This window comes from Naumannella cuiyingiana, assembly GCF_013408305.1.
GTDB classification, from domain to species: domain Bacteria; phylum Actinomycetota; class Actinomycetes; order Propionibacteriales; family Propionibacteriaceae; genus Naumannella; species Naumannella cuiyingiana.
The window spans coordinates 2628390-2653081 of sequence record NZ_JACBZS010000001.1 but is presented as its reverse complement, the minus strand read 5'-3'; the positions used below and the strand labels follow the sequence as shown (position 1 = coordinate 2653081).

The following is a 24692-nucleotide window of genomic DNA, read 5'->3' as shown; positions in this document are numbered from 1 at the left end:
GCGCCCCGAATTGGGATGCGCCTGTCGGCCGGCTCCCCTAGCGTGGCCCGTCGTGACCCCGATCAGCGCCGCCCCGCCCCGCGCGGGAGGCCCGACGGCGGAGGCCCAGCCGATCGGCTGGCGCCGCCTGGCGGGCGCGCCGGCGGCGGTCGCGGTGCTGTTGTGCCTGGCCGGCGCCATCGGCGAGACGCTCGGCACAGTGGTCGCCGGCCGGCTTGCCGAAGGCGCCACGGTCGGGCTTGTCGCCGCCCTCGCCGCCTGTGTCGTGCTGGGCGCGGTGCTCGAATCCGTCGGCCGGGTGATCTGGGCCGGCGTCAGCGACCGGGCCGAGGGCCGGCTGCGCGACGATCTGGTCGCCGCCGCCTGGGCCCAGCCGGTGCACCGGCTGTCCGAACAGGCCGCCGGGGAGATCCTGGACCGCGTCGACGACGACACCCACGAGGTGGGTACGCTCGTCCGCCGCCAGGTCTGGGAGTCGCTGCGGACGATCTTCGTGACCTTGCCGATGTGGGTCGTCGCCGGACTGACCTGGTGGCCCGCCTGGATTCTCTTCCCGGTCGCGGCGGCCGCCTGCCTGCTGGTGGTCCGGCCGCTGCTCGGCACGATCGCCGAGCGCAAGGTCACCGAGGAGATCGCCTGGACCGACCATGCCGCGATCTTCGAGGAGGGGGTCGCGGCCCGCGACGACCTGCGGACCAGCCTGGGCGCGGCCTTCATCCTGCGCCGCAGCACCGAGCAGGCCGCGCGGGTGCTGCGCCTGTTCCGGCGCGTGGTCGCGGCCCAGGTGGCGCTGATCTTCCGCTCGACCGCACTGCTCAACGGGCTGCTGGGCGCCGTCGTCGTGATCGGCGCCGCGCTGGTGCTCGGCGGCCGGCTCGGGCTGGGCGAGCTGGTCACCCTGGTGCTGCTGACCACGATCTTCGTCGGCCAGATCGGTCGGCTCGCCGAACAACTGCCCGAGCTGCAGGCCGGCATCGGCGCGGTCATCCGGTTGCGCCAGTTGCTCGAGACCGAGCGCGAGCCGACCGGCGGCCTCCCGCTGCCGGACGGGCCGCTGGAGCTGCGGATCGACGGTCTCGACTTCGGCTATGCCGACGGCGGCTTTCGCCTGCGCGTCGACGACCTGACGCTGCCCGCCGGACAGACCCTGGCCCTGGTCGGCCGCTCCGGCTCGGGCAAGTCGACCCTCGCCGCGCTGCTCTCCCGCGCGGTCGAACCGCCGCCCGGAACGATCACCCTGGCCGGCACCGGCATCGACCGGCTCCGGCTGACCGACCTGCGGCGCGCCGTCGGGGTGATCACCCAGCGCACGGAGATCCTGGCCGGCACGCTGGCCGAGAACATCACCCTGTTCACCGACATCTCGCGCGAGCGGGTGGCCGCGGCGATCGACGAGCTCGGCCTCACGGCGTGGGTGGACAGCCTGCCGGGCGGCCTGGACACGCCCCTCGGCCCCGGCGGTGCCACCTTGTCGGCCGGCGAGGAGCAGCTCGTGTCCTTCGCCCGGCTACTGGTCCGCGAGGTACGCGTCGTGGTGCTGGACGAGGCAACCGCCCGGATGGATCCGCGCACCGAACGGCTGGTGATCGCCGCCTCGGCCCGGCTGTTGCACGGGCGTACCGGCATCGTCATCGCCCACCGGCTGGCCACCACCCGTCGCGCCGACCGGGTCGCGGTGCTGGCCGCCGGCACCGTGCTCCAGCAGGGCCCGCGGGCCGAGCTCGAGCGCGCACCCGGGCCGTACCGCGACCTGTTGTCCGATGCCGGCGAGTGGCTCGAGGGCGGGCCGGCCGCCGAGCCCGAGCCGGCCGCGGCAGATCCCGTCGGCGTGGGCACGCTGCGCCGCCGCACCGACGCACCCGACCGGCCCGATCCGGCCGCGATCCCGAGCCTGGTCCGCGTGGTGACGCGCGCGATCACGGCCCACCCGCAGTGGGGCATGCTCGGCGCGGTCCTGTTCGGCATCGCGGCACTGATCGGCGGCTATGGGACGGTCACGGCGTACCTGTGGGGCCAGATCGTCGCCGCCCTCTCTGCCCCGACGGTCGACCCGGCCCGGCTGTGGCCGCTGGTCGCGGGCATGATCGGCAGCCTGTTCGCGTGGGTGGTCCTGTTCCCGCTGGCCATCCGGCAGTACCTGCCCTGGTGGGGCGAGATCCTGCTCCGGGTGCGGTCGAGCGTGCTGATCGCGCAGACCGCGCAGCGTCGGCTGCCCCGCGACCCGCCGGGCGAGGTGGTCTCCCGGGCCCTCGACGCCGACCGCCTGTCGCGCTACGCCGATCGCTGGGTCGACTTCGTCAACGGCCTGGTGGTGGTCGTCGTGACCACGGTGCTCGCCCGCAATCTGGCGGCCGGCGCGGTGCTGGTCGTCGTCATGGTCGCGGCCGCGCTGGCCTCCTCGCTCGGCCGGCCCGTCGCCGGGCGCTCCGCGGCCAGCGCCGCCACCGCCCGGGCCGGATTCGGCCGCGCCCTGGTCTCCGCGCTGGACGCCACCCGGACGGTCAAGCTCGCCGATGCCACCGGCGCCGTGCACGCCCACCTGCGCCGCGTCGACGCCGGCCGGGTCGCCGCGGCCGTCCGCGAGCACCGGGTACAGGCCGCCCTGGACGGCGTACCGATGGTCATCGTGCAGGGCGGCGTGGTCGCGGTCTGGGCCATCCATCTGCTCGGCGGCTGGGACCTTGCGACCGCCCTGATGCTGTCGGTGACGGTCGTCGGGTTCGACTACTTCGGCATGGTCACCGGCTGGGTGATCACCGAGGCGCCCGGCACCCGCGCCTGGCAACGCGAGACCAGCCGCCTGGCCGGTGGCTCCGATCTGATCCGGCTGCCCCCGGGTGTCGATCTGGTACGCGGGACCGCGCCCGCCCCCGGCGAACCGGCGGCCCTGGCGCCGCTTCGCCGGCTCGAACTGTCCGACGTCTCCGTCGTGCACGAGGACGGCACCATCGGCGTCGAGGACGTCTCGCTGTCGATCGCGCCCGGCGAGTTGGTGCTGCTGCTCGGTCCGATCGGCGCGGGCAAGTCCAGCGTGTTGCGTGCCCTGGCCGGGCTGGTCGACCACACCGGCACCATCACCTGGAACGGTGACCCGGTCACCGACGTCGAGCTCTACCTGCGCCCGAGCCAGGTCGCCTATGTCGCGCAACTGCCGCGGGTGCTGTCCGGCAGCTATGCCGACAACATCGTCCTCGACCACGCCGGCCGCAATGCCGCGCAGGCGGCCGACGCCGCCCGGCTCGGTCCGGATCTCGCCGCGGCGGGCGGACTCGACACCGTCGTCGGCCACCGCGGGGTGAGACTGTCCGGCGGGCAGGTCCAGCGGCTGGCGCTCGCCCGGGCGCTCGCGACGAGGGCCGAGCTGGTGCTCGCCGACGACATCTCCAGCGCGCTCGACGCAACCACCGAGATCGAACTGTGGCGCACGTTGCGCGGGCGCGGCACCACCGTCATCGGATCGACCTCCAAGCGCTCGGCACTGGCCGTCGCCGACCGGGTCCTGGTCCTCGACCAGGGCCGCGTGGTCGCCGCGGGGACCTGGCCGGAGCTGGCGGGCCGGTACGGCCACCTGGCCGGCTGAACCGCGGTCGCGGCGCGGGCAGCGGTGTCGGGCCCGGTCGCTAACCTGATCCGGTGCCGTTGCAGACCTCACCGGATTCGCCCGCGCCGCTGCGCGACGTGGTGAACGGTGTTCGCGGCTGGGTGGAGCGGCTCGGGCGGGTGTGGATCGAGGCGCAGGTGGTCGAGCTGAAGGCGTACCGGGCGATGACGTTCCTGACCCTGCGCGATCCGCTGGCCGACGTCTCGGTCACCGCGACGGTCGACAACGTGGTGCTGAACCGCAACGGGCCGGTGCAGCCGGCGAGTCAGGTGGTGGCCGAGCTGCGACCCTATCTGCACACCCGCGCCGCCGATCTGCGCTTCGAGTGTTCCGATCTGCGGCCGAGCGGGGAGGGGCGGCTGTTGGCCCGGTTGGAACAGTTGCGGCAGCGCCTGCAGGCCGAGGGGCTGTTCGGCGTCGACCGCAAGCGGGCCCTGCCATTCCTGCCGCGGGCCATCGGGCTGATCACCGCGGCCGGCAGCGCGGCGGAGCGCGATGTGGTGGAGAATTCGCGCCGCCGCTGGCCGTCGGCGGTCTTCGTCACCCGCAATGTGCCGGTGCAGGGCAGCGGGGCGGCCGCGGAGGTGATCGCGGCCGTGCAGCACCTGGACCGCCGCGCCGAGGTCGAGGTGATCATCATCGCCCGCGGCGGCGGATCGCTGGAGGATCTGCTGCCGTTCTCCGACGAGGGGCTCCTCCGCGCGGTCGCGGCGGCCCGGACCCCGGTGGTTTCCGCGATCGGGCACGAGACCGACACCCCGCTGCTCGACCACGCCGCGGACCTGCGCGCCTCCACCCCGACCGATGCGGCCCGGCAGGTGCTGCCGGACGCCCGCGAGGAGGCGGCCCGGTTGGAGCAGGTCCGCGCCCGGTTACATCGCGCCATCGACACCATGATCAGCACCGAGCGCCGACACCTTGATCAACTGCGGTCCCGGCCCGCCCTGGCCGACCCTCTCTACGGGTTCGAGCTGCGCCATGATCAGGTCGCGGCGCTGCGCCAGCGGGCGCGGCGGGCGATCGATCAGCGCCTGCGCCACGACGCGACCGAGCTCGAGCACCAGTTGGCCCGGGTCCGGGCGATGTCGCCCAAGGCGACCCTGGAGCGCGGGTACGCCATCATCGCCGACGCCCGCGGGGCGACCGTCAGCTCGGTCGGGCAGGCGACGGTCGGCGAGGAGTTGTCGGTGCGGCTGCGCGACGGTGAGCTCGCGGTGCAGGTACGCGGAAGCGAGGAGCGACGATGAGCGCGAACGACGGCGCAACCGGCGAACAGAGCCCCGACGAGACCGAGATCAGCTACGAGGCCGCGCGCGAGGAGCTGGTCGGGATCGTCGGGCGGCTCGAATCGGGCGGCGTACCGCTGGCGGAATCGCTGGAGCTGTGGGAGCGCGGCGAGAAGCTGGCGAGGATCTGCGCGGACTGGCTCGACGGCGCGCGGGCCCGGGTCGAGGCCGCCCGGGCGACGGACCAACCGGACGACTGAGCGGCGGGTCGGGCCGCGGTCAGCCGGCGGCCTGTTCGGCCAGCAGCTCGATGGCCCGCGCCACCACGGGCGTACCGGCGACGGCATCGCGCGCGTGCACCACGACGCGGCGATGCGGCGTCGGGTCGGTCAGGGCCACGGTGCACACCTCCGGGGGCAGCCCGCGCGCGCCGAGGGTCGGAACCACCGTGATCCCGAGACCGGCGGCCACGAAGGCGATCGCGGAGACGTGATCGGTGGTCTCCACCACGAAGCGCGGATGGAAGCCGGCGGCGACGCAGGCATCGATCGTCATCTGCCGGCAGGGCCCCGCGTGGCGGTCGTTGTCGATCCATTCCGCGTCGGCCAACTCGGCCATCCGCACGCTTCTCCGGCCCGCGAGCCGGTGGCCCCGGGGCACGACCGCCAGGTACGGCTCGGTGACCAGCTCCCGCTCGTCATAGCCCGGCGGCGACCCGACACCCGGGGGCGCGACGACGATGGCGAGATCGGGGCGGCGCTGATCCGCATGGGTGAGCTGCTCCTCGATCTGCACCCGGACCCGGACCTCGGGGAACTCACGGGTCAGGGCCACCGTCATCCCCGGCAGCCAGTTCGTGCCGGCGGTGGCGAATGCGGCGACGAAGAGCCCGGCGCTGCGACCGGCGCGCAGATCCGCGACCCGCGTCTCGAGGTCGGTCAGCGCGTCCAGCGCCCTGGCCGCGTCGCGGGCCAGCGCGCGGCCGGCGGGCGTGGGCACCACGCCACGGCCGGAGCGCTCCAGCAGCCGCAGCCCCGTCTCGCGTTGCAGGGCGGCCACATGCTGGCTGATCGCGGAGGGGGTGTAGCCGAGCTGGCGGGCGGCGCGGTTCATCGAGCCGGATTCGATCACCGACCGGAAGACCGTCAGGCGTTGGGCGTCGAGCATGCGGGCAGTCAATCACGATTCATGATCACTAATCAATAGATAATTGATCGTCGCTTGTGCTAATCAATTGCGCGTCCGACGATGGAGCCATGACTCGCCGCCCCGGACTTCTACCGCTGCTCGCGCTGCTCGGCACCGTGCTCGCCTGGTCGTCCGCCTTTCTCGTCCTGCGGATCACCGCACCCGTCTTCGGACCGGGCGAGATCGCCCTCGGCCGGCTGGCGGTCGGCAGCGTCGCGCTCGGCCTGATCGCCTGGCGGCGCGGGATCACTATCCCCCGCGGCCGCGCGCTGGCCCTGCTGATCAGCTATGGCGTGCTCTGGTTCGGCGTCTACTCCGCGGTGCTGGCCTGGGCCGAGAACTACCTCGATGCGGGCACCGCCGCGCTGCTGGTGAACCTCGCGCCGGCGCTGGTCGCCCTCTACGGGGCGATCCGACTCGGCGAGGGTCGCCGCCCGAGCCTCTTCGTCGGCATCGCGATCGCGCTGGCCGGCACGGCGTTGATCGCCTTCGGATCGGCGAGCGGCCCGCGCCTGACCCTGCTCGGCGTCGCCCTCGGCCTCCTCGCGGCGCTGCTCTACGCCGTCGGCGTGATCACCCAGAAGCACACGCTGAATGCGGGCGTCGACGGGGTCACCGCCACCACCCTCGGCTGCGTGATCGGCATGATCGCGACCCTGCCGTTCGCGGGCTCGCTGATCGGACAGGTCGCGACCGCACCGCTGGCGGCCACCCTGGGGATCGTCTGGCTGGGCGCGATTCCGACGGCCGCCGGATTCCTGCTGTGGGCCTATGCCCTGGGCCGGGCGCCGGCCGGGATCACCGCCGCGGCCAGCTACCTCGTCCCCGCCGTGGTGATCATCACTGCCTGGCTGCTGCTGGGCGAGGTGCCGACCCCACTCGCCCTGCTGGGTGGCGCGCTGTGCCTGGGCGGCGTGGTGATCACCCGGCTTCCGCAGCGAACGCCCGTCGGTACGCCTGCGGGGCCACCCCGACCTCTCGCCGAAAATGATCACGCAGCACAACAGCGCTGTTGAAGCCCACCCGGCGGGCGATCTGCTCGACCGCGAGATCGCTGCCCTCCAACAGTTCGCGCACGCGGGCCACCCGCTGCCGGTTCAGCCAGTGCGCCGGAGTCGTGCCGACCTCGGCCCGGAAGCGCCGGGCGAAGGTACGCGGGCTCATCGCCGCCTCGCGCGCCATGCTGCGTACGGAGTGCGGCTCGTCGAGACGGTCCAGCCAGTCGTTGAGCAGGTTGGACAGCGAGTGATCACCGGTGGCCGGCATCGGCCGTTCGACGAACTGTTGCTGACCGCCGTCGCGCTGCGGCGGAACGACCATGCGGCGGGCAATCGCGGACGCGACGGAGGCGCCGAGCTCGCGCCGGACGAGGTGCAGGCAGGCATCGATGCCGGCCGCGGTTCCCGCACTGGTGATCACCCGACCGTTGTCGACGAAGAGCACGTCGGGGCGCACATCCAGGTCGGGATGGCGGCGGGCCAGCTCCTCGCTGTGATGCCAGTGTGCGGTGCACGGCTGGCCGTCCAGCAGCCCGGCGGCGGCCAGCACGAAGACCCCGGAGCACACGCTCAGCACGATCGCCCCGGCCGCGTGGGCCTCCCGCAACGCGTCCAGCACCTCGGCCGGCGGCGGCGGGCTGACCCTGCCCAGGTAGGTGTTGCCGGCGGGCACGATCACCAGGTCGGCCCCGGCCAGCGCGTCCAGCCCGTTGTCGATCAGCAATCGCGAACCGCTGCTGGTGACCAGCGGACGGGCCGGATCCGGGGTCACGTCGGCGTAGTCGAAGCGGGGCAACCCGTCCATGCTGCGATCGATGCCGAACACCTCGACGGCCACGCCGTACTCGAAGGTCGAGATCCGCTCGATGCACAGGGTGCGCACGGTGTGCAACGTCATGGCGCCGAGTATGGCACAAATCTTGCCACCACCGTCTCTTCTGCCACTCGTGGCGGGATGGTTACCAGGAAAGACTTCATGCCATGGGCACCGTCATCCTCATCGCACTCGTCGCCGTGATCATCGCGCTGCTGGAACACACGCACCGCGCCACGCTCCGCCGCGGCCGCAACCCGTGGGCCGTGGTCGGTCCGCAGCCGCCGCGCCGCCGGCCGCCGGTCCGCGCGCGGCCCGTCGGCTGACCCCGCGCCTCAGGGCGACAGCGTGGAGGCGTACGCCTCGAGCTGGGCATAGCCGACATCGCCCGCCACGATCGTGACGGCACCGTCGGCCCGCCGGACCAGCGAGCGCGTCCGCCCGTCCTGGCTGACCAGGCGCTGCCACTCCGCGTTGCCCACGCGCGCGGTGCCGTCGGGCACGCCCTGTCGGCTGGCGCGCGCGATCAGGTCGTCGGGCAGCGCATCGCCCTGACTCAACTCGAGGTAGACCCGCTCGGGATCGAGGAAGCCGAGCTGCCACTCGTTGCGCAGCGACGGTTCGGCATTCAGGCCCGGTGCCCCTTTGGGCAGCCACCGCACCCGCGTCGGCACCCAGGTGTCGGGCAGACCCTCCGGCGCCAGGACGGGCCAGTCCACCGCCGCCCTGGCCTGGGCGAGCTGGGGGCGCCACTCGACCGGCTGCACCGGCGCCTCCGGCGGATTACGGGTGTAGATGAAGGTGATCACCAGCACCGGGATCAAGATGATCAACAGCGACCGGATCATGTCGCCCGCGCCGGCCTTCCGGGTGCCGCCGTGCGAGGGCGGCGGCCCGGACGCGGCGGGGATCTCACTCACCTTGCCATCGTCACAGATCGATCCAAGCTTGCCCAATCCGTCCTGCCCGATCCGGGCACCGGCACGCCCGCTCCGCACGGGTGACAACACCCGCCCGTTTCCTCGCGAATCGCCTGCGCCGCGCCGCCGACGCCGCTAGGTTCTCAGCCAAGGCCCGCCCCCCAGCCGAAGGCAGACGCCCATGTTTCCTCACTTCGCGCCGCGCCGCCGCCCGGTCGCCCTGGCGATCATCATTGCAATCCTCGGCCCGATCGCGGTGGCGCTCACCGCGCCACCGGCCCGGGCCGAGCCGGGCGAGCACTGGACGCCGACCGGCCGGACCGCGCCCGCCCCGGGCACCCAGGACCCGACCCGGCAGCGGCGTTCGACCGGCGGCTACGACGTCTGGACCCTGCAGCTCGACGAGTTGCGGCGGGAGCTGGCGGCGACATCCGCGGACGACGAGGTACGCGTGGCGCTGCCGCGGCCCGACGGCGAACTGGAGACCTTCGCGGTCCGGCGTACCACCGTCCTCGCCGACGGACTCGCCGCCGCACGCCCCGACATCGTGACCATGGGCGGCACGAGTGTCGACAACCCGGGCGTCCGGGTCCGCCTGGACCTGACCAACCTCGGGTTGCGCGCCTACGTCCGCGCGCCCGGCCAGCGGTCCTGGTATGTCGAGCCCCAGAGCCCCGGCGATGCGGAGCAGTACGTGAGCCTGGCCAGCGCCGATCTGGCCGCGGAGCTGCCTCGGCTGGAGTACCGCGAGGACGCAGAACAGCCGGAGGTCGCCGAGGACGAGGCGGGCGCCGAGCCGGCGCCGGGCGCGGTGCCCCTGCGTACCTACCGGATCGCACTGCTGTCCGACGTGACGTATGCCGAATACGTCGGCCAGGCAAATGTCGTCGACGCCAAGGCCAGCCTGATCAACCGGGTCAACGACATCTACGAGACCGACCTCGGCACCCGGTTCGTGCTGGTCGACGGAACCGAGAAGCTGAGCTTTGCCACCGAGGCCGAGCAGACCGGGGCCAATGGCCCCTGCGGCGCGCAGCCGTGCTTCACCCCGGCCCAGGTGACCGCGTGCAGCTCCGGCACGCTGAACCGCAACACGGCGGTGATCAACGCGCTGCTCGGCAACGACGACTACGAGATCGGGCACATCGCGCTCGGCCGTAACGGCGGCGGCATCGCGCGGCTGTGGTCGGTCGGCGACCCGGCCGTGAAGGGCGCCGGTTGTACCGGCCTGACCCGGCCGGTCGGCGACTACTTCGCGGTCGACTACGTCGCCCATGAGATCGGCCACCAGTTCGGCGGCTATCACACGTTCGCCGGCTGCGGCGGCAATTCCGACCCGAACCGGCTCGAGCCCGGCAGCGGATCGTCGATCATGGCCTATGCCGGCATCTGTGGCGCCGACAACCTGCAGCAGCGCAGCGATCCGTACTTCCTGGGCCACAGCATCCGCCAGATCGCGCGCTTCCAGGCCGACGGTCCCCCCTCGTCGGTGCTGCGCACCCGCGGCGATGGATCCCGCGCCGCGGCCCCGGGCGCCGAGGCTGCCGCCGGGTCCGAGCCGCCCCCGGGTGGCTGGGGGTACGGCGGGCAGGTGAGTCACCCGGGCAATGCCTACCCGACGGTGTCCGCGGGTGCGGACCGGGTGATCCCCGCGCGCACCCCGTTCACGCTGACCGCGCAGGGCAGCGACCCCGACGGCGACGAGTTGACCTATCTGTGGGAGCAGAACGACTCGGCGCGGTCGCCGCTGCCGGCGCAGCCGAAGACCGCGGGCCCGCTGTTTCGCCAGTTCGGCGTCGCCAACACCGCGCCCAAGAGCCCATCGGACTACTACGACGCCGGGCTGAACGCCGCGACGGGCGACCCATCGCGGACCTTCCCCGACCTGGCCCAGGTGCTGGCCGGCAATACCAATGCCGAGACCGGCCGGTGCCCGGTGGCCGACGCGTCGGCCCCCACGGCGAGTGAGCGGGACTGCCTGTCGGAATACCTACCGACCGCCGACTACGTCGGCAACGCCGGCGACGCGGTGCTGAACTTCCGGGTCGGCGCGCGCGACAGTGCCGGCCGCGCGGGCGGCGTGGCCTTCGCGGAGACGCGCGTGCGGGTGGACACGTCGACGGGTCCGTTCCGGGTCACCTCGCAGGCCGCCAACCACACCGTGCGCGCCGGCGGTCAGGGCGTGATCACCTGGGAGGTGAACGGCACCGACGCCCCCGAGCTCGCCGAACGGGTACGGATCACCCTGTCGCGCGACGGTGGCAAGACCTTCGATGTGGTCCTCGCCGAATCCGTCCCCAACTCCGGTCGCGCGCGGATCACGTGGCCGACGACCGACCTCGCCGATGCGCGGATCATGGTCAGCGCCGTCGACAACGTGTTCTTCGACGTCAACGACTCCCGATTCGCGATCCAGCGGCGGTGACCGGGCTCCCGCGCACGCTGGCCCGGGCACGGACGCCGCAGGGCGAGCTGGCGCTGCGCGAGCGGGTCGCCGACGACGGCGCCACCGTGCACGAACTGATCGTGAACGGCGCGTTCGCGATGGACTCGGCCGAGGTCGCCTCCGAGCTGGCGCTCGGCGACACGCTTGCGCAGGCCGCCGGCCCGGACGGGCGGGTACTGCTGGGCGGGCTGGGGCTCGGCTTCACCGCGGATCGGTTGCTCCGGCACGGTGTCGGCGAGCTGGTCATCGCCGAGCTCGCCGAGCCGCTGGTGGCGTGGGCCCACGCGGGAATCACCGACCGCCTGGGCCGGGTCGCGGCGGATCCGCGGGTACGCCTGATCGCGGGCGACATCGCCGAAGAGCTGACGGCCGGTGGCCCGGGCTTCGGCGCGATCGGCCTGGACGTGGACAACGGCCCGGACTTCTTGATCCATGAGCCGAATGCCGCGCTCTACGGGGCGCCGCTGCTGCGGGCGGCGTACCAGCGGCTGGTGCCGGGCGGCCTGCTCGCCATCTGGTCCGAGCGCGCCTCGCCCGCGTTGGCCGAGCGGCTGGCCGCGCTCGGCCGCGCCGACACCGTGATCGTGCCCGTGCACCGCGACGGGCACGCGATCGACTACGCGATTCACCGGGTTCGCCGGGCCGCGGGCCACCCGGCAGAATGACCGCATGACTGAGAACGCCGCGACGCCGCAGTACCGCACCGAGCACGACACGATGGGCGAGGTCCAGGTCCCCGCCGACGCCTTGTGGAAGGCGCAGACGCAGCGTGCGGTGGAGAACTTCCCCATCTCGGGTACGCCCATCGAACCGGCGCTGATCCGCGCGCTCGGGCTGATCAAGGGCGCGGCGGCGCGGACCAATGCGGCGCTGGGCGTGCTCGATGCCGATGTCGCCGACGCGATCGTCGCCGCGGCCGCCGAGGTCGCCGAGGGCAAGCACGATGCCGAGTTCCCGATCGACGTCTTCCAGACCGGGTCGGGCACCTCGTCGAACATGAACACGAACGAGGTGATCAGCTCGCTGGCCAGCGAGCAGGGGCACGCCGTGCACCCGAATGATCACGTGAACGCGTCGCAGTCCAGCAACGATGTCTTCCCGAGCGCGATCCACATCGCGACCACCGATTCCTTGATCAACGATCTGGTGCCCGCCCTGCGGCACCTGGCGGAGTCGCTGCGTGCCAAGGCCGAGGAGTTCGCCGAGGTGGTGAAGTCCGGGCGTACCCACCTGATGGATGCCACCCCGGTCACCCTGGGCCAGGAGTTCGCCGGGTACGCCGCACAGATCCAGCTCGGCGTCGACCGGGTCGAGGCAGCGCTGCCGCGGGTGGCGCAACTGCCGCTCGGCGGTACGGCCGTCGGCACCGGCATCAACACCCCGCCCGGATTCGCCGCGCAGGTGATCTCCACGATCGCCGACCAGACCGGCCTGCCCTTGACCGAGGCGCCCGACCACTTCGAGGCCCAGGGGGCCCGCGACGGGCTGGTCGAGGCCTCCGGGGTGCTGAAGACCATCGCGGTGTCGCTGATCAAGATCGCCAATGATCTGCGCTGGATGGGCTCGGGCCCGCGGGCCGGCCTGGGCGAGATCAATCTGCCCGACCTGCAGCCGGGCAGTTCGATCATGCCGGGCAAGGTGAACCCGGTGATGTGCGAGGCGACGCTGATGGTCGGCGCACAGGTGATCGGCAACGACGCGGCGGTGACCTTCGGCGGCGCGTCGGGCAACTTCGAGCTGAACGTGATGTTGCCGATGCTGGCCCGCAATGTGTTGGAGTCGGTGCGGCTGCTCGCGAATGTGTCGCGGCTGCTGGCGGACCGCTGTGTGGACGGGATTACCGCCAACGCCGAGCACTGCCGGGTGCTCGCGGAGTCGTCGCCGTCGATCGTCACGCCGCTGAACAAGTACATCGGCTACGAGAACGCGGCCGCCGTGGCGAAGCAGGCGCTGAAGGAGAACAAGACCATCCGCGAGGTCGTGATCGAGCGCGGTTTCGTCGACGACGGCTCGCTGACCACCGAGCAGCTCGACAGCGCCCTCGACGTCTTGGCGATGACCCGGCGGCCGGCCTGAGCACCGCCCCGGCGCCCTGGCGGATCCGGCGGGCGGTCGCCCGCGACGCCGAGCCGTGGGCCGAGGCGCTGACCACGTCGATGGCCCAGACCTATGCCGATCTGCTGCCCGGCGACTTCGCCCGGCTCCGGCGCGCCGAGCAGCCGGCGGTTGCGGCCGAGTTGGCGGCCCGGATGGGCGGGCCCGGAAATGATCACGAGCACTGGCTGGCCGAGGACGCCGACGGCATCGCCGCGGTGGCCGAGACCGGCCCGGGGCCGCTGGAGTGGGAGATCGAGAACGGCTATCCCGCACCGCCGGTGCCGCTGCAATTGATCAAGTTGTACGCCGTACGCCGCGCGCACGGCACCGGGGTCGGGCAGGCGCTGTTCGATGCGGCGCTCGGGCCGAGAGCGGCGTACCTGTGGATCTTCGACGGCAACTCCCGCGCGCTCGCGTTCTACCGCCGCAACGGATTCCGGCCGGACGGATTCACCGCCGTCTCGGGCCCCGGCTGGGGGGAATCTCTGATGCTGCGACTGGCCCGGGCGTCTACCGTCACTGCATGAGCATCTCCCAGACCCCGGTGATCGCCGAACGGCCCGGCGTGCAGCTCCGGGTGGTGGCGGCGGACGAGACGGCGACCTGGTTGCGCCCGCTGCAACTGGCCTTCTTCAACAACGATCCGATCGACGAGGCTCGGCTGGCCGCGATGGCGGAGGTTGTCGCGACGAGCCGCACCCTGGGCTGGTTCGACACCGCGAACGGCGCGTGCGTCGCGACGTTTCGCCGCTTCGAACACGAGCTCACCCCGGTGCTCGGCGACCCGGTGCCGTCGGCGGCGGTCTCCTCGGTCACCGTGGCGCCCACGCACCGGCGCCGCGGGCTGCTCCGGGTCGCCATGGTCGACGAGCTGCGTCGGGCGAAGGACGAGGGCTACTCGCACAGCGGGCTGATCGCGGCGGAGTACGGGATCTACGGGCGGTTCGATTACGGCCCGGCGACGCGGGTGCGGGACCTGCGGATCGACGTGCCGCGCGCGGGCGCGATCGCCGAGCCGGCCGGCGGGAGCTTCGAACTGGTCGAGCTGGACCGGCTGCCGGAGTTCGGTCCGCAGGTGCACGACGCGATGCGCCGGCGCGTGCCCGGGATGGTCTCGCGTACCGGCCTGAACTGGCGCCGCCTGGCCCGGATCGTCGGCGCGCGCCCGGCGGATGCGACGGCCGGGCGCCGGTTGCTGGTCCACCGCGGCCAGGACGGCGAGGTGCGCGGGTACGCCGTCCACACCGCCGTCAGCGGCGACCTCAACGGGCAGCCGACCGCCACGATCACCGTCGAGGACCTGACGGGCGTGGACACGGCGGCCGAACGCGCGCTGTGGAGCTGTCTGATCAACACCGACTGGGTGGACACGGTGATCGCGCCGGCCCGGGCGCCGGACGAGTCGGTGGCGTCGGTGCTGGCCAATCCGCGGGCGCTGGCCGCGACCGCGTCCCAGGACTATCAGTGGATCCGCCCGCTGGACGTATCGGCGCTGCTCACGCAACGGGGGTACGCGGCACCCGGTGAACTGGTGTTGACGGTGCATGATCGCGACGGCCTGGCCGGCGGCACCTTCCGGCTGGCGACCGACGGTGAGCGCACCGAGTGCCTGGCCACGCACGCGGATCCCGACATCGAGCTGGACGTCGCCGCGCTGGGCACCCTGTGGCTGGGCGGCTACTCGGCGAGTGAGATAGCCGCGCGCGGCGGTCTCGTTCCCGGTCCCGACCGCGCCCTTGATCAGCGGTTGCTGAACCGGGTCTCGGGCCTGTTCTCCTCCGACCGTGCGCCGTGGGTGCGCGACGCCTACTGAGGGATCGTCCTGACGGCGTGGGCCGGCCCCCCGACGGTGATCGACACGTCGGGGGGCCGGTGATCACAGCTCAGCCCAGTTGTTGATCTTCCAACATCTCGGTGACCAGCGCGGCGATCGGCGAGCGCTCCGAGCGGGTCAGGGTGACGTGGGCGAACAACGGGTGGCCCTTCAGCTTCTCCACCACGGCGACCACGCCGTCGTGCCGCCCGACCCGCAGGTTGTCGCGCTGGGCGACGTCGTGGGTGAGCACCACGCGCGAATCCTGGCCGACCCGGCTGAGCACGGTCAGCAAGACGTTGCGCTCCAACGACTGCGCCTCGTCCACGATCACGAACGCATCGTGCAGCGAGCGGCCCCGGATGTGGGTCAGCGGCAACACCTCGAGCAGGCCGCGGTCGAGCACCTCGTCGATCACATTGCGGTTGGTCACCGCGCCGAGCGTGTCGAAGACCGCCTGCGCCCAGGGGGCCATCTTCTCGTTCTCGGTGCCGGGCAGGTAGCCGAGCTCCTGGCCGCCGACGGCGTACAGCGGCCGGAAGACGATCACCTTCGAGTGCTGCCTTCGCTCCAGCACGGCCTCCAGCCCGGCGCACAGGGCGAGAGCGGACTTGCCGGTGCCGGCGCGACCGCCCATCGAGACCACCCCGACCGACGGGTCGAGCAGCAGGTCGAGCGCGACGCGCTGCTCGGCGGAGCGGCCGTGCAGCCCGAAGGCATCGCGATCGGAGTTGATCAGGCGTACCTGCTTGTCCGGCGTGATCCGACCGAGCGCCGACGCCCCACCCCCGAGCAGCACCACACCGCTGTGGCAGGGCAGATCTCGGCCGGCGTCGAGGTCGATCACATGCTCGGCGTACAGCCGGTCGATGTCGCCTGTGGTCACGTCCAGCTCGGCCATGCCGGTGTAACCGGTCTCGATCGCCGCGTCGGCCCGGTACTCCTCGGCGGCGAGGCCGACCGCGGACGCCTTCACCCGCATCGGCAGGTCCTTGCTGACCAGCACCACATCGCGGCCCTCCGCGCGGTAGTTGAGGGCGACGGCGAGGATCCGGGAGTCGTTGTCGCCGAGCCGGAAGCCGCTCGGCAGCACCGTGGGATCGGTGTGGTTGAGCTCGACGTGGATCGTGCCGCCGTCGTCGTTGGCGGGCACCGGCGCGTCGAGGCGGCCGTGGCGCAGCCGAAGATCATCGAGATGCCGCAGGGCCGTCCGCGCGAAGTAGCCGAGCTCGGGATGGTGGCGCTTGGCCTCCAACTCGGTGATCACCACGACCGGCAACACGACGTCGTGTTCGGCGAAGCGGCGCATGGCGTGCGGATCGCTGAGCAGTACGGAGGTGTCGATCACGATGGTCCGGGTGACGCCGCGCTCGGCGGCGGGGCGGTCGGCGGTGGGCAGTGCACTGTGAGACACGGTTGATCCTCGCCGTGGGGCCGCACGTCACCTCGCCGGCCCCACCTGGGTCAGGTGGTGGACCGGAACAGGTGGCGGGCTGGTGAAAGCCCTGTCGAGCTCGGTCGAGCCGGACGCGCCATATGACTTCCTTCCGGGTGAGCGGCTTCCCGACCGCTCACGTCTTCGACGCTACGGCGGGCCCGGCACAGTTGCGGGTACGCCACGCCGGACGGCTCGTGAACGTCTGGTTACGGGCCGCTCATCCGGGGCCCGGCGCGAGGGCGCGGGCCTCAGCGGCCGAAGCGCCGCTCGCGCTGCGCGTAGGCCCGCAGCGCGCGGACGAAGTCGACCTTGCGGAAATCGGGCCACAGCGCCTCGCAGAAATAGAACTCGCTGTGCACCGACTGCCAGATCAGGAAGCCCGACATCCGCTGCTCCCCCGAGGTCCGGATCACCAGATCCGGGTCGGGCTGGCCGGCGGTGTAGAGGTGGTCGGCGATGTGGTCCATCTCGAGGGTCTGGGCGAGCTCGGCGATGCCGACCCCGCGCTCGGCCTGCTCGGCGAGCAGCGACCGGACGGCATCGCGCAGCTCGTGGCGGCCCCCGTAGGAGATCGCGATGTTGACGTGCGTGGCCGCGTCGGCGTTGCTGCGCTCCTCCGCCGCGCGGAGCCGGGCCGCGGTGTCGGCGGGCAGCAGATCGAGCGCCCCGACCAGTTGCACCCGGCATCGGCCGGAGTCGGCCAGGTCGTCGACGAGCCGCGCGATGACCTCCAGCAGCGACCCGAGCTCCTCCTCGTCGGCGCGGCGCAGGTTGTCGGTCGACAGCACCCACAAGGTGACCAGGCCGATGCCCGCCTCGGCACACCAGCCGACGAACTCCTGCAGCTTGCGCGCCCCGGCCCGGTAGCCGGCGGCGAGCGGCTGACCGGGGGCGTTCAGCCGGGCCCAGCGCCGGTTGCCGTCGGCCATCACCGCGACGTGGTGGGGCAGCTTCTTCGGATCCAGCTCCGCCAGCAGCCGATGCTCGTAGGTCGAATAGAGCACCCCCGGTGGGCGCAGGCGGCCGATGCGCTCACGCAGGCGCGCGAGCGTCGCCTTCGGCGTCTCGGTGATCCGCGGCATGGCCGCGAGCCTAGTGACTCGCCCCGCCTCCCCGCGTACCCGACGCAGAATTGATCACGCGCCGAGCATTGGCGTACCCGCGCGGACCGGCTACCCTGAACCTACGCAACCGTAAGTTACGGCGGCGTAGGTTTGTTCCGAGATGCGTGCGAAGGTTGGTCGATGGCAACGAGTTCACCGGGCCTGGCGAGCGAGATCGCCCGCCCGCTGAAGCCCAAGCTGCGCGGCTGGCTGCACGCCGCGATGCTGCCGCTGTCGCTGGCCGCGGGCATTCTGCTGGTGGTGCTGGCGCCCAGCGCGCTCGGCAAGATCGGTGGCGCCGTGTTTCTCGCGGCCTCGGTGCTGCTGTTCGGGACCAGCGCGCTCTACCACCGCTTCTACTGGGGCGCGCGGGGCGAGGCGGTGCTGCGGCGGATGGACCATTCGAACATCTTCGTCTTCATCGCGGCGACCTATACGCCGATGGCGCTGCTGCTGCTCGACGGGACCGGGCGCTGGGTGCTGCTCGGACTGGTCTGGGGCGCCGCGATCATCGGTCTGTTGTCGCGGGTGCTCTGGCTCGGCGCGCCGCGCTGGTTCTACACCCTGCTGTATCTCGCGATCGGCTGGGCGGCGGTCGGCTGGTTGAAGCCGTTCTGGGACAATGGCGGCCCACTGGTGTTCGCGCTGATCGTCGCGGGCGGGTTGCTGTACTCGGTCGGCGCGCTGGTCTATGCCCGCAAGCGGCCCGACCCGTCGCCGCGCTGGTTCGGATTCCACGAGATCTTCCACGCCTGCACGGTCGCCGCCTTCGCCTGCCACTACGCCGCGATCAGCGTCGCCACCTACGCCTGATCGGCGCCGCCTCCGGTGACGGTGAGTTGTGGTGTCTGCACGGGTCCAGCATCGAGGTCGGTACGCGGCCCCGCTGGCGGGAATCGGACGCGGCGTTCAGGCCAGTTGCGCGCGCAACCCCTCGAGGTCGTGGGCGGGCAGCCCGCACGCCTGGTTGGTGCAGACGTAGGCGGCGGGCAGCTCGGCGCCCCGACCGCGCGCCAGCGGGAACTCCTCGCTCGGGCCGGGCAGCGCGAGGATGACCGAGCCCTCCGGCGCCTCGCGCCAGGCGGTCGTGACCAGCGGGCCGTCGTCGCCGAAGATCACGATCTCGCGGGCGGCGGCGCGGTCGGCGATGATCAACTCGCGCAGCCACCAGCCGGCGAACCGCGGCGCGGCGGTGGCCAGGGCGGCGCCGGTGGCGGTCGCGGCGGGGAGGCGATCCAGGCCCTCGCCGGTCAGCCCGGCGACCGCCCGGTGCGCGGCGATCAGGGCACTGCCGCCCGAGGGGGTGGCGTTGTCGGACAGGTCGCGCGGGCGGGCGTAGAGGTCGGTCGCCGCGTCGGCGTCGTACCAACCGCCGTCGCCGGCGGCGAACAGCTCGTCGGCGCGGTCGAGCAGTGTACGGGCGCGGTCGAGCCAGGTCGCGTCGCCGGTCGCGCCGGCGAGCGCGGCGTAGGCCTGCGCGAGCGCGCCGTGATCCTCGGCGATCCCCGGTGCCGTGCCGGGTTGCTGATCACGGCTGACGCGCAGCAGGGTCCGGTCCGACTCGCGCCAGTGGGTCTGCCACAGGTACGCCGCGGCGCCGCGCGCGCGGTCGAGCCAGTCGGGGCGGTCGAAGATCATCGCCGCGGTGACCAGTGCGGTGATCAGCCAGCCGTTCCAGGCGGCAACGATCTTGTCGTCGCGGGCCGGGCGGGGGCGCCGGTCGCGGGCGGTGAAGAGCCGCTCGCGCCAGTCGTCCTCGATCGGTGCGAGGGCGCGCAGGGTGGAGGCGCCGTGTTCGAAGGTGCCCCGATCGGTGACCCCGAACGCGGCCGCCGCGCGCGCCGCGTCCGCGCCGAGCACCGCGCGCAGTTGGGCGGGGGTCCAGACGTAGAAGGCGCCCTCGACCAAGCGGCCGGATTCGTCGGCGGAGTCGGCGTCCAACGAGGCGGCGTACCCTCCGTCGTCGACCAGCAGCTCGCGGTCCAGCCAGCCGACGAGCCGTTCGGCGGTCGCGTGGTAGGCGGCGGCCCGCTCGGGATCCACCCGCGCGCTCGCGCGGGCGAGCGTGCCGAGCAGCAGCGCATTGTCGTAGAGCATCTTCTCGAAGTGCGGCACCACCCAGCCGGCGTCGACGCTGTAGCGGGCGAAGCCGCCGCCGAGTTGATCATGAATGCCGCCGGCGATCATGGCATCCAGGGTGGCCGCGACCTGTTCCAGCGATTCGGGCGTACCGTCGGCGAGCAGGGCGTCAAGGACCGTGGTCGGCGGGAACTTCGGCGCGCCACCGAAGCCGCCGTGCAAGGGGTCGAAGTCCTCGCGCAGACGGGCGAGGGCGCCGGCCAGATCGGCCTCGCCGGGCAGCGCGCGCTGGGTCGCGGCGACATGATCGACGATTGCCGTGGCGCTGGTGATCACCTCCTCGCGGCGGTCCCGCCAGGCGTCGACCAGCGCGGTCAGCACCTGACCGAAACCCGGCATCCCACCGCGTTGGCGCGGCGGGAAGTATGTCCCGGCATAGAACGGACGGCCCTCCGGCGTCAGCCAGACCGACATCGGCCAGCCGCCCTGCCCGGTCAGGGCCTGGGTGGCGGCCATGAAGATCGCGTCGACGTCCGGCCGCTCCTCCCGGTCGACCTTGATCGGCACGAAGTTCGCATTGATCAACTCGGCGATCTCCGGATCCTCGAACGATTCGTGGGCCATCACGTGACACCAGTGGCACGCCGCGTACCCGACCGAGAGGAAGACCGGCACGTCCCGCTCCCGCGCCTGCGCAAACGCCTCGTCCGACCACTCCCGCCAGTCGACGGGATTGTCGGCGTGCTGACGCAGGTACGGCGAGAGGCTGTCGGCGAGTCGATTGGCCATGGTTCGAGTGTTGCGCACCCCGTCTTGCCGCTCGACCCCACGCCGGTCGAACCTCCCGGACGTCTCGGGAATCCCCGTCAATCGCCCAGGTCGTTGCGGCCGATGCGGCGGCGCTTGCCGAGCTTGCGCAGGACTCGCCAAGGGTCGCGGACGGAGCGCCCGTTACGGCGATTCTTGTGGGGCCTACAGAGCTGGCAGCCCTTGTACTGCCGATGCGGTGAGTGAGCCATCGTGTCTCCAATCCGTGAACCAGCCCCGCCACGGTGGGCAGGGCGGCCGCTGGAGACATCGAGGCACGGCCGCAGTCTAGGTGACAGCGCCGACCTCAAGGCGATGGCGAGCCCGTGGACGGCTGCTGTGCCCGCCCGACGATGGGTGCGCGGGACGACATGCGCACCCCGCTGACTCTCGAAGCACGCCGGCGTCTCCCGGAGCCCGCCGTGACGCGGTGCGCTCCGGTCGACGCCACGCCGAGAGTCACATGGGTGCGCGCCGGCGGTCAGCGCACGGGGTGGGAGATCAGGTCACGGCGTCCCCGCCGGGCGAGCCCGGCGCCCGACGGTCAGTTCGCGCCCGTCAGCGGCACCGTCGATCACCCGCGAGCGTGATCCAGCCTTTCGAAGGAAACGAAACGCGGTTATGCTTTCTTCGAAACAGGGAGGAAGCCATGACCGCGCGCCCGCTCGACCAGCAGACCTACGTGCCGACCGACGAGGACAAGGTCGCCGACATACTGAGCTTCATCAAGGCACACGAGGACGCCCCCGGCAACCGACCCACAGATCGCTATTTCCTGGCCGGGCCGCGAGAGGGCGACCACGTCGAGTTGCCGGAGTCCGTCTACCGTGCCGTCCTCCAGGTCGTCGAAGCCATGGCCGCTGGCAAAGCGGTCACTGTCGCACCACAGAACCAACTGCTGACGACGCAGCAGGCGGCCGACCTGCTCGGGGTCAGCCGACCGACGGTGATCAAGCTCATTGACTCCGGGGAGCTCCCTGCTGAAACTCCCGGAACGCGCCGCCGCATGATCAAGCTCGATGACGTCCTGGCGTGCAAGAACCGTCGCCGAGAAGCTCAATACGCAGCGTTGATGGAGATCGCCACCGATGACATCTACGCGCCCGATGAAGAGCCAGAGCTGACGGCCGAGCAGGTCGAGCAGGTGCGCGCTGCGATCGCCGCCCGACGACGCGCAAAGCGCAACGACTGACCAGATCGCCCCATGTTCTCGGCCCTTCTCATCAGCTCGCCGAGCGCTACAACCTCGCTGAAGCCGCCGGCATGATCCGACCGCTCCTCACCCCCGAGTGATACGCACACCCGGACCAGACTTCTGGAAACAACACGCCGCATCAACGCCCGATCCCCGACCCGCTCAGCGCGGGGTGATGGTGAGCATGTGGAAGGCGCACACCCGCTTGCCGGGGTTGCCGAAGTGGTGGGGCGCGTCGGCGCGCGCGGACAGGGTGTCACCCGCGGCCAGTTGGTAGCGGTGCTCGCCGACGACGTATTCGAGCCGGCCCGCGAGCACGTGCAGGACCTCCTCGGTGCGGCTGCGGTGGGCCGGGAACTCCGCGGAGCGGGCGCCGGGGGGCACGGAGTACGCGATCAGTTCCACCCCCGGGGCCGGCCGCGCCAGCGAGGCGCGACGGATCCCGTTGTCGGCGGTGAAGGTGGTGAGCTCCGCGGCCGGCACCAGCACCGGCTCGGACCCCGCCTGCTCCAGCAGATCGGACAGCGCCACCCCGAGCGCCCGGGCGATCGCGGTGGCGTTCGCCAGGCTGGTGTTCAGGGCGTCGTTCTCGATCCGGGACAGCGTGCCCCGCGACACTCCCGATGCCGCGGCAAGCTGGTCGAGGGTGATCGCCAACTCGGCGCGGCGGGCACGCACGGCCGCACCGAAGCGGTTGGCCTGATCGGTCGGCACGCGCTCAGCCTAACGCCGTGTTGCGTATGCGCAACTCCACTGACAGCATTCGCAACATGCTCCTGCTGCCGCTGGCCCCGGTGCTGGTCGCCCTCGCCCTGAGCCTGGCCCGACGCTCGGCGCTGCTCACCTCCGCCGCCGGCGCGCTGGCCGCGGTGGTCATCTGCGCCGTGGCGTACCCGCTGACCCCCGGGCAGATCGCCGAGGCCACCCGGCAGTGGGCGCCGGTGATGATCGAGGTGCTGGCGATCGTGTTCGGCGGCCTGCTGCTCAGCGAGGCGATGCGGCGTACCGGCCGACAAGACGTCATCGCGAGCTGGCTCGGCCGCACTCTCGGCACCGGTACGCCCGCCGCACTCGCCGTGCTGCACGGCGTCACGCCCTTCGCCGAATCGGTCACCGGCTTCGGCATCGGGGTGACGCTCGCCATCCCGCTGCTGCTGCACCTTGGCTTCTCCAGCCGCCGGGCCGCGACCATCGGGCTGCTCGGGCTGTGCACGGTCCCCTGGGGTTCCATGGCGCCGGGCACGCTGATCGCCGCCAGTCTCAGCGGAATCGGCTTCCAGCCCCTCGGCGTCGGCTCGGCGATCGCCAGCGGCCCGGTCTTCATCGGCGTGGGCCTGGTGGTCGCCACCCTCACCAGCCCGCCCGGCGCCCGCGCCCGGAACCTGGCTGCCGCCACGGCCAGCGGCGCGACGCTGTGGGCGTCGATCCTCGTTGCCAACCTGCTCCTCGGTACGCCGGTGGCCGGCGCCGTCGGGGCGCTACTGACGCTGGTCGCGCACCTGCTCGTGCACCGCCTGCGTGGCGCGCGGATCGTGGTGACCCGCGCGCTGGCCGCGGCCGCCAGCCCGTACGCGGTGCTGCTCGGCGGCATCCTGATCGCCACCGCGCTGCTCGACGCCACCCGCGCCGGCGGCCCGTGGCACTACCTGGCCTCGCCCGCGATCTGGCTGCCGCTTTCCGTCGCGGCCACGCTGCGCGGCCGCGACCTCGCCGGCGCGGTCGCCGCGACAGCGCGGCGCTGGCTGCCCGTCGGGCCGGCCAACGGGCTCTTCCTGCTGCTCGGGGTCGTGATGGCGGTCAGCGGGATGGCCGCGGCAATCGCACGCGCGGTCGCCCAGCTCGGCCCCGCCTACGTCCTGCCGCTCGGTTTCCTCGCCGCGCTTGGTGGCTGGCTGACCGGCTCCAACGCCGCCGCGAACGCGATGTTCGCCGCTCCGCAGAGCGAGATCATCCGCCTGCTCGGACTCCCCGCACTGATCGCGATGTCGGTACACAATGTGTGCTCGTCGCTGTTCATGATGGCCTCGCCGGCCAAGATCGAACTCGCCGCCCAGCTCTGCCCCGAGCCGGCCGAGGGGCGCCGCGCCGGCCGCACGGTGACGATCACCGCCCTGGTGATCACCGGCGTCCTGTCGCTCGGCCTCGGCCTGCTCACCCTCTCGCCTACCATGCCCCGATGAGCACGCAACCGACCCTCGGCATCATCGGCGTCGGCGAGCTCGCCGCCGCCATCGTGGACGGGCTGGCGCTCGACCCCGAGCGCGAGGCGCCAACGATCGTGCTCTCGCCGCGCGGCGCCGCGACGGCCCGCGCTCTCGCCGAGCGCCACCCCGCGGTCATCGAGATCGCGGACGACAATGCCGAGGTGGCGTCGCGCGCCGGCACCCTGCTGCTCGCGGTTCGTCCCGACGACCTCGCCGCCGCACTGCGGGACGTGGACGTTCCCGCGGGAACGCTCGTGATCAGCGCCGTGGCCGGCGTCGATCACGGTCGGCTGCGCGAGCAGCTCGGTGCCAACCCGACGATCGTTCGCGCCATTCCCATGCCGGCGGTACGCCAGCGCGCCGGCGTCACACCGATCCATCCGCCCGACCCGGCCGCGGCGGCCCTCTTCGACCGGCTGGGCGGCACGCTGGCGGTGACCGAACAGCCGGCCTTCGACGCCCTGGCCGCGATCACCGGCACGGTCTCCGCCACCCTCGCCGTGCTCGCCGCGATCGCCGACTGGGCCGGCCGCCAGCCCGGCCTGGACCCGTCCGCCGCCGACGCCTTCCTCCGCGGCATCGTCACCGGTGTCGCGGGCGAGTTGCACACCGACGAGCCGCTGGCCGCGGTCGCCGGCGGCCACGAGACCCGCGGCGGCCTCAACGAGCAACTGCGTACCGACTGGTTCGACGACGCGAATCGCGCCGCCCTCGACGCCGCGCTGGACCGGCTGCTCCGCCGGATCCGCGGCTGACTCGCGGC

At 72.5% G+C, this 24692-nt stretch carries 21 protein-coding genes; 14 read left to right on the top strand and 7 right to left on the bottom strand.

The features are described from left to right. Window positions 1-52 precede the first annotated feature (52 nt). Genes GGQ54_RS12350 through GGQ54_RS12340 form a run of 3 tightly spaced genes read left to right on the top strand, consistent with a single transcriptional unit; the run spans window position 53 to window position 5087 of the window. Window positions 53-3580 (top strand): ATP-binding cassette domain-containing protein, encoded by a 3528-nt coding sequence (locus tag GGQ54_RS12350; RefSeq protein ID WP_179445658.1) that lies wholly within the window; start codon window positions 53-55, stop codon window positions 3578-3580. Between the two features lie 53 nt (window positions 3581-3633). Further along, window positions 3634-4848, top strand: a complete 1215-nt coding sequence (gene xseA, locus GGQ54_RS12345) for an exodeoxyribonuclease VII large subunit (protein WP_179445657.1) — start codon at window positions 3634-3636, stop codon at window positions 4846-4848. Further along, complete coding sequence (locus GGQ54_RS12340) at window positions 4845-5087, top strand: exodeoxyribonuclease VII small subunit (protein ID WP_179445656.1); 243 nt, start codon at window positions 4845-4847, stop codon at window positions 5085-5087. Before xseA ends, GGQ54_RS12340 begins: the two co-directional genes overlap by 4 nt. Window positions 5088-5106: 19 nt before the next feature. Here GGQ54_RS12340 and GGQ54_RS12335 read toward each other — a convergent pair whose 3' ends face one another. Next, the gene (locus tag GGQ54_RS12335; protein WP_179445655.1) at window positions 5107-5994 is read right to left on the bottom strand and encodes a LysR family transcriptional regulator; all 888 of its coding nucleotides are present in this window, start codon (window positions 5992-5994) and stop codon (window positions 5107-5109) included. An 89-nt stretch (window positions 5995-6083) separates the two neighbouring features. Here GGQ54_RS12335 and GGQ54_RS12330 point away from each other — a divergent pair, with 89 nt between their 5' ends. After that, window positions 6084-7031 (top strand): DMT family transporter, encoded by a 948-nt coding sequence (locus tag GGQ54_RS12330; RefSeq protein ID WP_179445654.1) that lies wholly within the window; start codon window positions 6084-6086, stop codon window positions 7029-7031. Here GGQ54_RS12330 and GGQ54_RS12325 read toward each other — a convergent pair. Further along, entirely contained in the window at window positions 6937-7911 is a 975-nt protein-coding gene (locus tag GGQ54_RS12325) for a helix-turn-helix domain-containing protein (RefSeq protein WP_179445653.1), read from the bottom strand. The two genes, GGQ54_RS12330 and GGQ54_RS12325, sit on opposite strands and share 95 nt — an antisense overlap. An 83-nt stretch (window positions 7912-7994) precedes the next feature. On the opposite strand from GGQ54_RS12325, the gene GGQ54_RS12320 reads away from it, so the two are divergent. Further along, complete coding sequence (locus tag GGQ54_RS12320; protein ID WP_179445652.1) at window positions 7995-8153, top strand: hypothetical protein; 159 nt, start codon at window positions 7995-7997, stop codon at window positions 8151-8153. Window positions 8154-8162: 9 nt separating this feature from the next. On the opposite strand, the gene GGQ54_RS12315 is transcribed toward GGQ54_RS12320, so the two are convergent. Then, window positions 8163-8747, bottom strand: coding sequence for a DUF4245 family protein (locus tag GGQ54_RS12315; RefSeq protein ID WP_179445651.1), 585 nt, complete (start codon window positions 8745-8747; stop codon window positions 8163-8165). 181 nt (window positions 8748-8928) lie between these two features. On the opposite strand from GGQ54_RS12315, the gene GGQ54_RS12310 reads away from it, so the two are divergent. The 5 genes from GGQ54_RS12310 to GGQ54_RS12290 all read left to right on the top strand — a co-directional run bounded on the left by GGQ54_RS12310 (window position 8929) and on the right by GGQ54_RS12290 (window position 15103). After that, the gene (locus tag GGQ54_RS12310; RefSeq protein ID WP_179445650.1) at window positions 8929-11172 is read left to right on the top strand and encodes a zinc-dependent metalloprotease; all 2244 of its coding nucleotides are present in this window, start codon (window positions 8929-8931) and stop codon (window positions 11170-11172) included. Next, a complete protein-coding gene (locus tag GGQ54_RS12305) occupies window positions 11169-11858 on the top strand; it encodes a hypothetical protein (RefSeq protein ID WP_179445649.1) in 690 nt (229 codons plus the stop codon). The genes GGQ54_RS12310 and GGQ54_RS12305 overlap by 4 nt, the downstream gene beginning before the upstream one ends. Before the next feature lie 4 nt (window positions 11859-11862). Continuing rightward, window positions 11863-13269 (top strand): class II fumarate hydratase, encoded by a 1407-nt coding sequence (locus tag GGQ54_RS12300; protein WP_179445648.1) that lies wholly within the window; start codon window positions 11863-11865, stop codon window positions 13267-13269. 80 nt (window positions 13270-13349) lie between these two features. Then, the gene (locus GGQ54_RS17085) at window positions 13350-13817 is read left to right on the top strand and encodes a GNAT family N-acetyltransferase (protein ID WP_179445647.1); all 468 of its coding nucleotides are present in this window, start codon (window positions 13350-13352) and stop codon (window positions 13815-13817) included. Beyond that, a complete protein-coding gene (locus GGQ54_RS12290; protein ID WP_179445646.1) occupies window positions 13814-15103 on the top strand; it encodes a GNAT family N-acetyltransferase in 1290 nt (429 codons plus the stop codon). The genes GGQ54_RS17085 and GGQ54_RS12290 overlap by 4 nt, the downstream gene beginning before the upstream one ends. A gap of 70 nt (window positions 15104-15173) precedes the next feature. On the opposite strand, the gene phoH2 is transcribed toward GGQ54_RS12290, so the two are convergent. Next, window positions 15174-16412: an RNA 5'-3' helicase PhoH2 gene (gene phoH2 / locus GGQ54_RS12285; protein WP_246293404.1), complete on the bottom strand. Its 1239-nt coding sequence runs from the start codon at window positions 16410-16412 to the stop codon at window positions 15174-15176. A gap of 377 nt (window positions 16413-16789) precedes the next feature. Further along, window positions 16790-17623, bottom strand: a complete 834-nt coding sequence (locus GGQ54_RS12280; protein ID WP_179445644.1) for an isoprenyl transferase — start codon at window positions 17621-17623, stop codon at window positions 16790-16792. A gap of 162 nt (window positions 17624-17785) precedes the next feature. On the opposite strand from GGQ54_RS12280, the gene trhA reads away from it, so the two are divergent. Further along, complete coding sequence (gene trhA / locus GGQ54_RS12275) at window positions 17786-18457, top strand: PAQR family membrane homeostasis protein TrhA (protein WP_179445643.1); 672 nt, start codon at window positions 17786-17788, stop codon at window positions 18455-18457. A gap of 96 nt (window positions 18458-18553) precedes the next feature. On the opposite strand, the gene GGQ54_RS12270 is transcribed toward trhA, so the two are convergent. After that, complete coding sequence (locus tag GGQ54_RS12270) at window positions 18554-20512, bottom strand: thioredoxin domain-containing protein (protein WP_179445642.1); 1959 nt, start codon at window positions 20510-20512, stop codon at window positions 18554-18556. 667 nt (window positions 20513-21179) lie between these two features. Between GGQ54_RS12270 and GGQ54_RS12265 the strand changes: the two genes are divergently transcribed. Further along, window positions 21180-21722 (top strand): helix-turn-helix domain-containing protein, encoded by a 543-nt coding sequence (locus tag GGQ54_RS12265; RefSeq protein ID WP_179445641.1) that lies wholly within the window; start codon window positions 21180-21182, stop codon window positions 21720-21722. A gap of 165 nt (window positions 21723-21887) precedes the next feature. Here GGQ54_RS12265 and GGQ54_RS17660 read toward each other — a convergent pair whose 3' ends face one another. Continuing rightward, window positions 21888-22439, bottom strand: a complete 552-nt coding sequence (locus GGQ54_RS17660; RefSeq protein WP_179445640.1) for a cupin domain-containing protein — start codon at window positions 22437-22439, stop codon at window positions 21888-21890. 56 nt (window positions 22440-22495) lie between these two features. Here GGQ54_RS17660 and GGQ54_RS12255 point away from each other — a divergent pair, with 56 nt between their 5' ends. Beyond that, entirely contained in the window at window positions 22496-23905 is a 1410-nt protein-coding gene (locus GGQ54_RS12255; protein WP_179445639.1) for an L-lactate permease, read from the top strand. Next, entirely contained in the window at window positions 23902-24684 is a 783-nt protein-coding gene (locus tag GGQ54_RS12250; protein ID WP_179445638.1) for an NAD(P)-binding domain-containing protein, read from the top strand. The genes GGQ54_RS12255 and GGQ54_RS12250 overlap by 4 nt, the downstream gene beginning before the upstream one ends. Window positions 24685-24692: the final 8 nt, after the last annotated feature.